At 60.8% G+C, this 11,698-nt stretch carries 10 protein-coding genes and 1 rRNA gene; 4 read left to right on the forward strand and 7 right to left on the reverse strand.

The window, feature by feature from the left end; translation table 11 throughout:
• Position 1: 1 nt before the first annotated feature.
• Positions 2-646, reverse strand: coding sequence for a carbonate dehydratase (gene can / locus BT116_RS13855; protein WP_058546018.1), 645 nt, complete (start codon positions 644-646; stop codon positions 2-4).
• A gap of 132 nt (positions 647-778) precedes the next feature.
• Between can and BT116_RS13860 the strand changes: the two genes are divergently transcribed.
• Positions 779-1,183 carry a serine kinase/phosphatase gene (locus tag BT116_RS13860; RefSeq protein WP_072344568.1) on the forward strand — a complete coding sequence of 135 codons (405 nt, stop codon included), beginning with the start codon at positions 779-781 and terminating at the stop codon, positions 1,181-1,183.
• A gap of 113 nt (positions 1,184-1,296) precedes the next feature.
• Here the strand turns inward: BT116_RS13860 and rimI are convergent, their stop codons facing one another.
• Both rimI and BT116_RS13870 read right to left on the reverse strand, forming a co-directional pair.
• On the reverse strand, positions 1,297-1,749 hold the full coding sequence (gene rimI, locus BT116_RS13865) for a ribosomal protein S18-alanine N-acetyltransferase (protein ID WP_047229376.1): 453 nt from the start codon (positions 1,747-1,749) through the stop codon (positions 1,297-1,299).
• Positions 1,742-2,503 (reverse strand): energy transducer TonB, encoded by a 762-nt coding sequence (locus BT116_RS13870; protein ID WP_072344571.1) that lies wholly within the window; start codon positions 2,501-2,503, stop codon positions 1,742-1,744. Before BT116_RS13870 ends, rimI begins: the two co-directional genes overlap by 8 nt.
• Positions 2,504-2,684: 181 nt before the next feature.
• Here BT116_RS13870 and mksB point away from each other — a divergent pair, with 181 nt between their 5' ends.
• From mksB to mksF, 3 genes are read left to right on the forward strand one after another with little or no spacing between them, the layout of a single operon-like run.
• Entirely contained in the window at positions 2,685-3,965 is a 1,281-nt protein-coding gene (mksB, locus tag BT116_RS13875) for an Mks condensin complex protein MksB (protein WP_072344573.1), read from the forward strand.
• Positions 3,955-4,656: an Mks condensin complex protein MksE gene (mksE, locus tag BT116_RS13880; RefSeq protein WP_072344576.1), complete on the forward strand. Its 702-nt coding sequence runs from the start codon at positions 3,955-3,957 to the stop codon at positions 4,654-4,656. The genes mksB and mksE overlap by 11 nt, the downstream gene beginning before the upstream one ends.
• On the forward strand, positions 4,653-7,493 hold the full coding sequence (gene mksF / locus BT116_RS13885) for an Mks condensin complex protein MksF (RefSeq protein ID WP_072344578.1): 2,841 nt from the start codon (positions 4,653-4,655) through the stop codon (positions 7,491-7,493). Before mksE ends, mksF begins: the two co-directional genes overlap by 4 nt.
• 179 nt (positions 7,494-7,672) lie before the next feature.
• Here the strand turns inward: mksF and BT116_RS13890 are convergent, their stop codons facing one another.
• From BT116_RS13890 to rrf, 4 genes are all read right to left on the reverse strand, one after another.
• Positions 7,673-9,976, reverse strand: coding sequence for a PqiB family protein (locus BT116_RS13890; RefSeq protein WP_072344597.1), 2,304 nt, complete (start codon positions 9,974-9,976; stop codon positions 7,673-7,675).
• Entirely contained in the window at positions 9,969-10,592 is a 624-nt protein-coding gene (locus BT116_RS13895) for a paraquat-inducible protein A (protein ID WP_063324362.1), read from the reverse strand. Before BT116_RS13895 ends, BT116_RS13890 begins: the two co-directional genes overlap by 8 nt.
• Positions 10,579-11,238: a paraquat-inducible protein A gene (locus BT116_RS13900; RefSeq protein WP_072344579.1), complete on the reverse strand. Its 660-nt coding sequence runs from the start codon at positions 11,236-11,238 to the stop codon at positions 10,579-10,581. Before BT116_RS13900 ends, BT116_RS13895 begins: the two co-directional genes overlap by 14 nt.
• A gap of 148 nt (positions 11,239-11,386) precedes the next feature.
• A 5S ribosomal RNA gene (gene rrf / locus BT116_RS13905) occupies positions 11,387-11,502 on the reverse strand.
• Positions 11,503-11,698 lie beyond the last annotated feature (196 nt).

An 11,698-nucleotide genomic window follows, 5' to 3' on the forward strand; every position in this document is an offset into this window, starting at 1 on the left:
CTCAGGGCGCGCCGACCGGCCGCAGCCGATACTGCGGCGGCAGCTGTTCGAAACCGCTGATCGTGGTGTCCAGGCTCTTCCAGCGTCCGTCCTTGATGCCGTAGATGCAGCCATGGATCGACAGTTTCTGCCCGCGGTGCCAGGCGTTCTGCACGATGCTGGTATGGCCGACGTTGGCCACCTGCTGGATCACGTTCAGCTCGCACAAGCGGTCGACACGTTCCTCCTCGGTCGGCAATTGGCCCAAGGCCTCGCGATGCTCGTAGTACAGGTCGCGAATCGAGCGCAGCCAGCCGTCGATCAGGCCCAATTGCCGGTCCTGCATCGAGGCACGCACACCGCCACAGCCATAATGACCGGTGACCAGGATGTGTTTGACCTTGAGCACGTCCACCGCGTACTGGATCACCGACAGGCAGTTGAGGTCCGTGTGCAACACTACGTTGGCCACATTGCGGTGTACGAACAGATCGCCTGGCAGCATGCCAACGATCTCGTTGGCCGGCACCCGCGCATCGGAACAGCCGATCCACAGGTACTCCGGGGTTTGCTGACGAGCCAGCTTGGAGAAGAAGTCAGGATCTTCCTGCTTGATCGCATCGGCCCAACGCGCGTTGTTATCAATCAGATCTTGTAATTCGTTCATGCTGTCTAGCCTCGATTGAGAGTGCGCAACTATGACAAGCGACCGTCGGTCAAGGTCACGTCGGCGATGCATTGGAATTCCTGGATGCGCTGCCGGTCGACACCAGTAAGGCCCACAGTATGAGGAATTACCATGAATGATTCACGACGTCCCTTCGATGCGACGCAACCGGAACCCATTGACGACAATGAGGATCGCATGGGCTCGATGCATGAACTGGAGTTCGACGAAGAAGAACCCAGCGCGAAGATCGGTGACGAACTGCCGGAAAACGAACGCGAGCAGCTGATACCTCGCGAACGCGTCCGAGAAGCCGGGATGACCGGGGCTTCGACGGATGATCACGAATCGACCGACGACGACATGAGCCCGGAAACCCTCATTCGCGAAGACGGCGCCCGGGACGCCCACGAGACCGGGGACGACGAACAGGCAGACTGGGACCTGAGCGTGGTGGATGAAAATGATATTGGCGGGGGCGACGGGCTGGACGAGGCGGAAATGGCCGATATCGATCCGCTGGATGGCAAGCGTTGACCTGAACCTGTGGGAGCGGGCTTGCTCGCGATAGCGGTGGATCAGTTTGCATCGATGTCGAATGTACCGCCGTCTTCGCGAGCAAGCTCGCTCCCAAATGGGGTCGCGGTGCTTCAGTCCACCAACGTGCAGGCCATGACCACCGCGTCTTCGCGCCCGCCCACCGCCGGGTAGTAATCCCGGCGCCGGCCCACTTCATTGAAACCATAGCGCTCATACAGCCGGAACGCCGTGCGGTTGCTATCTCGCACTTCCAGGAAGCACTCTCGGGCCTCGGCCTTGTAGGCAATCGACATCAAGTGCTCCAACAGGCGCAAACCCAGGCCACGACCCTGGTTTTCCGGTTTGACGGTGATATTGAGCAGGTGCGCCTCATCCAGGATGATCTGCACCACGCCATGACCCACTTGCTGCTGGCCTTCGAACATCAGCCAGATCTGGTATTTGCCCAGCCCGTCGAGAAAGATCCCGCGGGTCCAGGGGTGGCTGTAGGCGGCGTATTCGATTTTCAGTACAGCGTCGAGGTCCGCCTCGGTCATCGGGCGGAACGATACAGCGTCACTCATTCGATTCTTTCCAGCGCGCCATCAGCCGGCGCATGGCTTGCCAGACATCAGCCTTGCGCTGTGGCGTTTCCATTAACAGTTCCAACCCGGGCAACGCCCAGGCCGAGCCCAGGCCTTCGACCTGCAATTCACGATTGAACGCTTCGGCATCCGCCTCGCCGGCAAACTTCACCGCTGGCAGGCCGATCAGCCACAGGCACACGCAGGGCTCGTCTTCGAGCCGCGCCGAAACGAAGCCCTGGACGAAATCCCGCGCCGCTTCCGGCCCCTGATCCATGGTCCCGCGTGACAACAACGGCCAACGCACCGGCTCGCCGATGATTTGCGGGCTGTCCGGCAGACCGGCGGCGCGTAGCATGTCCTTGAGCAGCAAGTAGGCCGGATCGCGGCTTTGGAACGGCTCGCCCGTGGGCAACTCCACCAACAGCAGGCAACGCCCGGCCCGCAGCAGTTGCAGGGCGAAACGCGGCGGGGCGACGTAGGGAGCCTTGGCCGGCGCCTCGACCACCTCCTCAACCGGCTTGGCATTGGTGCGGGTCGAGGCCAGGCTCGGGCGCGGCACTTCGATCTTTGGCCGCTCGGGGGCGGGCGCTGGCGGCTCGGCGACCGTCTTGGCCGGCGCGATGTACTCGGGCTCGGGCGTTTCCAACAGCTCGGGCCGCGACGGGGCGGCGAACGGCAATTCGGTACGCGGCAGCCAGTTGACCACCTGCATGGCGGTCAGATAGGCGCGGCGGCGGGACTCGATAAGCAAGGGTCGGCCACTTGTGGATAACTGAAAGTGGGAGGGATTCTACCGCCCTTCGAGGCGGATCGCTTCCCTGTTGAGCCAATAGTTGATCGATAGCAAACGACAGTCCGTCCAAGGGGTGAATCGCAACCGGCCCGATGCAGTACAATCGCCGCTTTTAATTGCCAACCCGACGGCCATTGCGATGATCGAACCCAAGCGCGTCTTGCGCGCCCTCGCTGAACACTGGGCATTGCTGGAACCTTTGTGCGAGCACTTCGACCAGGGCACCCTGAGCCTCAACGAATTGCGTTCACAGCTGGCCGCCCAACAATTGGACAGCACGCCCCAGGACATCACCAGCCTGCTGGATGTGTGGATCCGCCTGGACATTCTCGTACCGGTGGCGAAAAGCCCGAACCGCTTCGAGCTCAACGCCCAGATCCATGACTTCCTCGCCTACCTGCGCCGCGAACACCGCCTGGGCCTGTGCCTGGAGATCGAAGCCTACCTGCGCCACCTCGAGCGCCTGGCAGGTTACATCCAGGACGCCTTCGACATTCGCGACGGCAACGACCTGGCCCGCCAACTGCGCCTGCTGGACATGCGCGTGCGCGACGTGCTCAAGAAACTCGCCAACGACGAACAGGCCCTGGTGGCCGTGGCCGAGCGGGCCAAGACCAGCGACCGGCAGATCCCGCTGCGCCAGCGTTATGCCGAAGTGCTGGCGACCTGGGACGAATACGTCGAACCGATGATCCAACTGGTGAACGCCGACGGCGCCTTCGAGCAAGGCGTGCGCAAGGTCGAGAACGTGCTGTTGCGCATGCTCACCGAACAGCAACGCCTCGGCCACCTGGTGGACGACGACATGCTGCTGCGCACCCACGCGCGTATCCTCGAAATGCAGACCAGCGCCCAACTGACGCTGCGCCATGCCCGTGAACTGCTGCTGCCATTGCGCGAAGAGGCTCGCCGCCACAACGCGGTGACCCGTGGCGCCGCCCTGGCCCTGGCCGCCATTCGTCGCAAAGGCATCGATGCCGTACCGCAGGCCGCCATGCCGCTGTTCACCCGGCCGCAAAGTACGTTCCTGGGCAGCGCCAGCCAGGTCGAAGCCTATGTGTACGCCCTGGCCCGTTTCGAGCCGAAACCGGCGCGTTTTCCCAAGTCCCACAAGACCCACAAGGGCGGCGAGGCACCGCGCGCGCCACGCACTGTGCGCGAGATGGTCGAGCGCTGCGAAGACGCCCTGCCGATGCCGGACCTGATGACCTGGCTGCTGGAGCAGGAGCCGGACGGCGCTACCGACGAATTGCTGTACTGGTTCTCGCGCCTGTCGCGGGAAAAACGTTTCAAACGCGAGCGTCTGGAACGCCGCGACTATCACACTCACGAGCATCAGGTCAGCCTGCGCTCCTTCGCCCTGCTCTCGGCCAGCGACACCGCCGCCGAGGATTCTGCGAGCATCCCCCATGCATCTTGATCTATCCGAACTGTCCCAGCTGGCGCCGATCTTTCGCGAGCTGTTCAAGGGTTACCACGTCAGCCGCCGCGACCCGGAGCTGTACGCCCAACTGTCGAACTTCCAGGACCAGTACCGCACGCTGTTCAAGGCCTTGGGCTTCGAACTGGTGTGCGACACCCGTGGTTTCTATTACTTCGTGCCGGACCTGGCCGCCGCGGCGGTGAACAAGACCGCCCAGCGCCTGGCGTTGTTCACCTTCATCCTCGTCGAGCATTTGGCCGACCAGGGCCGCGACCCGATTGCCGTACTCGACGGCGGCAGCCTGGGCCGCGATGAGCTGCCTTCGCTGCTGGAAAAGTACCGCGACCTGTTCATCCAGGCCGAAGTCCAGACCCAGGAAGAACTGGAAGAGAAAATCATGCGGCGCATGACCCAACTGGGTTTCGCCAGCGAAGACAACGGCGTGTACCGCTTCCTGCCGCCGATGCATCGCTTCCTCGACGTGTGCCTGTCGGTCCAGCAGGACCGCGACCTGGCCGCCAGCCTGCACAGTGTGCTGCCGTTGCCCGAGCCGGTACTGATCGACGAAGACAGCGACGAGAAACTGCTACAGACCGATGATCCGCTGGATCTCAGCGAATTCGAAGGTGAAAGCGAAGAAGACGCACTGGCCCGTGCCATTGCCGAAGAACAGGAGACCGACGCATGAGCAAGGAACGCTACGGCATCCGCCGCTTTGCCCTTTTGAACACCGCCGGCTACAGCCTCGGTTTGTTCCCCCTGGAAGAACCGCTGTCGGTCTATGGCGCGAACAACCTCGGTAAATCCGCCTCGATCAACGCCTTGCAGTTCCCGATCCTGGCGCGCATGTCGGACATGAGCTTCGGCAAGTACAGCCTGGAACAGTCCCGGCGCTTCTACTTTGCCTCGGACACCAGCTACATCCTGGTGGAAGTCGCCCTGCCCCACGGCCCACACGTGATCGGCGTGGTCGGTCGCGGCCCCGGCGGCGGTTTTGGCCACCAGTTCTTTGCCTACGCCGGCAAACTGGACTTGGCTCACTATCAGAAAAATGACACCTGCCTGCGGCAGAAAGAGCTGTTCACCAACCTGGAGCGCGAAGGCCTGAAAGCCTACGAACTCAAGCCGGATGAACTGCGGCGCCTGCTGGTGGGTGGCCACACCTCGATCCCCCTGGACCTGACGCTGATCCCGCTACGTTCCACCAGCGAGCAAAGCCTCAAGACCTTCCGCGCGCTGTTCATCAACCTGCTGCACATGCGCGAAATCACTGCGGCCAAGCTCAAGCAACTGTTCCTCGACGCGTTCGAGCACAGCCTGCGCTCCGGAAGCGTTGACTACATCGCCGCGTGCGAAGAAGCCTTCCGCGACGTACGCCGCATGGAGCAGGACTACAACTCCCTGGTCGCCGCCGGTCCGCTGGTGGAAGCCTTGGCCAATGGCGTGAAGCAGCGCGATATCCTGCGCGGCAAATTACACCGCCTCTCGCCACTGCTCGATTCGTTGCTGGGCACCTGGTCGGACTACGCCAGTGCGCGCAAGGAAGAGCTGACCATCCAGGCCGAACACTACCGCAACGAACAGGATTCGTTGCAGAACGACCAGCGCGGCGGCACTCAGGAGCTGATGCGCCTGGAGCGGGAAATCAGCGGCATCCAGCGCTGGATCGGCGAGCTGTCGGTACTCAAAAACCGCTTCGCCCTGGTGGATGACGTCAAGGTCCTGGAGCAGCAACTGCTCGCCGCCAAGGACGCCCACGACGAACTGGCCGGCGCCCTGGCCCAGTCCCGCCAATTCAGCGCCGAAGACCTGGAAGAGCGTCTGCGGGATCTGGAAAAACGCCTGAAGTCGGTCAAGCAACAACTCGATCACGCCGACAACAACAGCTATGCCCGCCTGCGTGAAGAATTCTCCCAGCAGGACGTCGAACGCCTGATGCGCTTGTTCAACAGCGCCCTGTTCAGCCTGCCATTGGGCGAACACGGCATCGCGCTGGACGAGAACGGCGAGTGGGTCAAATCCATGGAGCTGATCCTCGACGGCTTCAAGGGTGAGCGTTTCGAAGTGCCGGGCCTGTCCATCGACCTGTCCCACATCGAGCCACCTGCCCTGCAAGCCCTGGCCGACCGAGCCGCGCTGCGGGACCAGAAAGAACGCCTGGAAAAAGAACTCAAGCAGCTCAAGACCCAGCAAGCCGTGGCCGCCGACCGTGCGGCGAGCAAGACCCAGACCGAAGCGCTGTACCAGCAGGTCCTGGATGCGCAAAAGGCCTTGGAAGACTTCCGCCGTACCCAGACCTTGAGCGCCGAGGAAGGCGAGAAGCTCGAACAGCTGGCGCAAATGGAAGCCGCCCAGGACGAACTCAAGCGCTCCAGCGATGCCTTCACCGAGCGCGTCCAGCAGCTGTCCGCCAAGTTGCAACTGGTGGGCCGCCAGATCGCCGACATGGAAGCCAAGCAACGCACCCTCGACGATGCCCTGCGCCGTCGTCAATTGCTGCCGGTGGACCTGCCGTTCGGCACGCCGTTCATGGACCCGGTCGACGATTCCATGGACAACCTGCTGCCGCTGCTCAATGACTACCAGGACAGCTGGCAAGGGCTGCTGCGGGTCGACGGCCAGATCGAAGCGCTGTATGCCCAGGTGCGCCTCAAGGGCGTGGCCAAGTTCGACAGCGAAGACGACATGGAGCGACGCCTGCAACTGCTGATCAACGCCTATGCCCACCGCACCGACGAAGCCCTGACCCTGGGCAAGGCGCGCCGTGCCGCGGTGACCGACATCGCCCGGACCCTGCGCAACATCCGCAGCGACTACGACAGCCTCGAGCACCAACTGGCGTTGTTCAACCGCGAAATCAACAAGCGCCAGGTGTCCAACCTGCAGAGCTTCCGCATCGTCCTGGCGCCGAACAAGGAAGCGCTCAAGCACATCGACCAGATCATCCACAGTGCCGGCCAATACGAGGAAGGCGAGACGCTGTCGGTGTTCGACCTCAGCCAGAGCGCCGAGCAGGACAACAAGAACGAAGAAGCCAAGGAGTACCTGGCGCGGCTGGTGGCGGCGAACCACAACCAGCTCGGCCTCAAGGACCTGTTCGAACTCGCGTTCGAGATCACCAAGGTCAACGGCCAGCCAGTGATCCACACTGACATCGACGGCGCGGCATCCAACGGCACCACCATGACCATCAAGGCGCTGACCAACATGTACTTGTTGCTGCACCTGATGGACCGCGAACAGGCCGGCCGCGTGCGCCTGCCGTACTACCTGGACGAAGCGGCGGACATCGACGAGAAGAACCAGGCAGCACTGCTGGAAACCAGCCTGCAACTGGGCTTCGTGCCGATCCTCGCCAGTGTGAAACCGCAAGTCTGCGCCAGTGTCGCCATCGACCTGGAAGGCGGCAGCGGGCCGAACGGCATCTACATAGACGAAGCGGATTGGAAATACATCCGTCGTCACGATGCGGTGAAGGCCACGGTGAATGTGCAGGCCGATGAGCCGGAGCTGGATCCGGTGTGAGGTGAGTACCCGGGCATGAAAAAGGCCGCGATCCAATGGATCGCGGCCTTTTTCATGGTTGCATTCTGTGGCGAGGGAGCTTGCTCCCGCTCGGCTGCGCAGCCGCCGCTGGCTTTAGGACCGCTACGCGGTCCAGCGGGAGCAAGCTCCCTCGCCACGGTTATTGCCGACCATTATGCTTACTTGCCGAGACTGATCTTTGGCGCCCAGGTCAGCCATTCATCTTCGAATTTATCGAACAGCGGGAAAGTCTGCTCCGGTCGAGCCGGATTACCCATTCGTTCGCCATCCGGCGTTGCAAACGCAATGCCGCCCTGGATAAGCGTTTCAAGCGACTCGGTTCGCACCGTCGCGCCCTTGAACAGACCGAAGTCCAGACCGAAGCCACTGCTATTCCAGAAACGCGTGCCGCTGCGCACCAGCGGCGCATACTTGGGCTCGATCAGGATATGGATCAGCACCCGGTCCGCGGTCTGGCCCAGTTCATAACCCGTGACCTTGCCCACCGTAATCTCGCGGTAGGTCACCGGTACGCCGATCTTCAACGAACCGCGGCGGGCCGCGCTCAGCACCAGGCTCAATCCCGCTTCGGGCACAGCGCTTTGCGGTGGGTTGGCCAGGGCCACGAAGTTTTTCTGCGGCCCGAGGTTTTTCGCCGAAGGCTGCACTTCGATGTATTGGCCGGTGACCAGCGTTTCCAGGTTGGAGGTCTTCATCAACCCCAACTCCGGCTTGACCACCCAGAACTGGGACCCGACCCGGGCGATGCGCTCGGGCACTTCGGTGATACGCGCCGTGAGCAGCACCGATTGCATATCGGCACTGAGATCAACATCCTCGACCTTGCCCACATCCAACCCTTTGAATCGGATCGGTGTACCACTGCGCAAACCATCGGCGCGATCGACCTTGATCGTGACCTCAGTGCCTCGCTGTTGTGCGGCTTCGTGATCGGCGAACAGGCGAAAACGCGGAATACGTCTTTTCAGCGGCACATTCGGTTCCGGCGTTTCAAAGGCAATCCCGCCGGCCATCAGGCTTTGCAGGGACTCGCTCTTAACCTGGATCCCGCCCGTCAAACCGCCCGTGAGGGTGATCCCACTGGCGTTCCAGAACCGGGTCGAGCCGTTGACCAGCCCTTCGTACTCCTTCTCGATGTGCACACCGATGATCAGTTGTTTCTTCTTGCGGGAGAACTGATAGCTCTGCACCGACCCGACCTTGACCTGCTTGTAGAGGATCGGACTGCCGACCTCCAGGGATCCGAGGTTTTCGGTCAGCAGGACCAGGTGCAGCCCCGGGGAACGCAAGTCCAGCGGTGGAGCTTTTGCCCGAGCTTCGAACTCGCGTTGCGGCGCGCCGCCCTTGTCACCCGGACGCACGGCAATGTAATTGCCCTTGACCAAGGCTTCCAGGCCGGTGATACCTGCCAGGGAGATGGATGGCTTGACGACCCAGAACTGCGTGCCGGTTACCAGGTAATCTTCGGCCAAGGGGTCCAGGGTCAATTCAGCCGTGGCGCTGGCCAGGTCCGGATCGACCTTGAGGTTCTTCAGGCTGCCGACCTGGATACCTTTGTACATGACCGGCGTACGACCGGCCTGCAACCCTTCGAAATCGCTGAGCTTGACCTTCACTCGAATACCCGCCGCAGCGGCGTCAAAGTCTTCGTAAAGACGGAACGGCAGGCTTGGGTCCGTCGGCGGGCTGTCCTTGCGGCTTTCCGGCGTGGCGAAGGCAATCCCTCCGGCCACGATGCTGGCCAGGGACTCACTGCGCACTTTGACGCCCGAGAGGTTGGCATCGATGCTGATGCCACTGGCGTTCCAGAAACGCGTGTGTTTGCGCACCAGGCTGGCATAGGTCGGCTCGATGAAGATTTTGATTTCGACCTTGCTCTGATCCTCTGACAGCAGGTAACTCTTCACCTGACCGACCTGAATCTGTTTGTAGAACACCGGGCTGCCACGGTTCAGCGAACCCAACCGATCAGCCTTGAGGGTCAGGTGCAAACCCGGTTTGGCGTCCGACAGCGGCGGCTCTTCGGCCAGGGCCTTGAATTTACGGGTCGACTCCCCTTCACCTGGGCTGATAGCCACATAGTTACCCGATACCAGGGTTTCCAGCCCCGTGATCCCGGCCAGGCTCACGCTCGGCTTGACCAGCCAGAAACGTGTTCCGGTCTTGAGGTATTGTTCGACGTCCTTGTTCATCTCGATGGTCGCGACCACTCCCTTGGAGCTGCCTTCGTCATCGAGGGTAAGGGCCGTCACTTTGCCGACCGTCATCCCTTTGTAAACGACTTCGGTTTTGTTGACCTGAATGCCTTCGCCGCTCTCAAAGCGCACGTTGATCTCGATTCCGGTCTCGTTATAAGCCCGCCAGCCAAGCCAGCCGCCGATGATCAAGGCGATCAACGGCAGGACCCAGATGGCCGACCAGTTCGAAGCCGGTCGAGTTTTAGCGGTAGGCAAATCAGTCATGGTCGTCATCCGACTCCGTGTTATCCCAAATCAGTCGGGGATCGAAGGTTACTGCGGCAATCATTGTCAAAATCACTACGCTGGCGAAAGCGATCGCGCCGAGACCGGCTTCAACACTGGCGAGCCGTCCGAAATTCACCACGGCCACCAAAATGGCGATCACGAAAATATCCAGCATCGACCAGCGGCCAATGAACTCGATGAAACGGTACATAAGGATGCGTTGCTGCGCCGACATAGGCTGATGCCGCTGCACGGAAAACAACAACAAGGCGATGCCCACCAGTTTGAAAGTGGGTACAACGATGCTGGCGATGAACACCACGGCGGCAATAGGAATCATGCCGTGTTGAACCAGCTCGATGACGCCAGCCATGATGGTGCTCGGGGCGCCCTGGCCCAGCGAGTTGATAGTCATGATCGGCAACATGTTGGCCGGAATATAAAGAATCGCGGCCGTGATCAATAACGCCCAGGTCCGCATCAAGCTGTTCGGGCGACGGGGGTGAACCAGCGCGCCGCAGCGAGTACAGGTTTGGTTGTCGACCTCAGCATCCTGCCGATTCAACTCGTGGCACTCCGTACAGATCAGAATCCCTGCATCAATCGCCCGCATGGGCATCTTCTCCTGATAACGCCTGCCAGATCTGATGGGGTGACATCACCACCTCCAGCCAGACCTGGACCAGCAACAAACTGATGAAGCACACCAGGCCAAGGCCTACAGTGATGGCCGCCATGTCTGCCAACTTGACGATGGCCACCAACACGCCCATGAGGTAGACCTCAAGCATCCCCCAGTCTCGTAGATGGTGATAAATGCGATACAGCAACAAACCGTAACTACGGCCAAAATCCAAGCGAATGGACAACAGCACCACCAACTGGCAGAGCAACTTGAGTAGTGGAATGCCCATGCTGCACAGGAACACTACTGCCGCGATGCCTTGCATGCCGGTATCAAACAGACCGACCACCCCACTCCAAACGGTGTCCTGGGAGGACTGCCCAAGCAGATTGAGCTCCATGATGGGTAAGAAGTTGGCCGGCACATATAACAGCAGGGCCGCGATAACCAAGGCAAGGCTGCGTTCAACTACATTATGCCGGTGAGCATAGAGCTCATAGCCACAACGGGGGCACTCGGCTTTTTCACCATGGGCCAGCTGAGGCTTGCGCATCAACAGGTCGCACTCATGACATGCCACCAGATCGCTCAGGGGCAGATCTGACAACCTATCAATGTCTGACGGATCGGGCATAAACAGCTCTGGCTCAGCTAAGGTGGGGCTATTCTAGTGCTCCGGCTCGGAAATAACTGTGCAAATTTATCACGAGCTTTCGCAGACTTTCTTGCGGACAAAAACAAAACCCCTACCTGCGTCAGCAGATAGGGGTTTCGGAATTTAATCTTGACGATGACCTACTCTCACATGGGGAAACCCCACACTACCATCGGCGATGCATCGTTTCACTTCTGAGTTCGGGATGGGATCAGGTGGTTCCAATGCTCTATGGTCGTCAAGAAATTCGGTAGCCAGCGCGTGCCTTGCGGTCACGTTCCAGCAAATGGGTATGCGATAGTTTGTGTGCTGCGCTCGAGTCTCTCGAACTTTCGGTTCGTTTCGTCTTCACACACCGCAATCTGGTCTCTTTCGCCTTTTGGCTTGGAGGTGACAAATTGCTTGGGTGTTATATGGTCAAGCCTCACGGGCAATTAGT

This window comes from Pseudomonas sp. NFACC16-2 (assembly GCF_900119205.1).
GTDB lineage: Bacteria > Pseudomonadota > Gammaproteobacteria > Pseudomonadales > Pseudomonadaceae > Aquipseudomonas > Aquipseudomonas fluorescens_Q.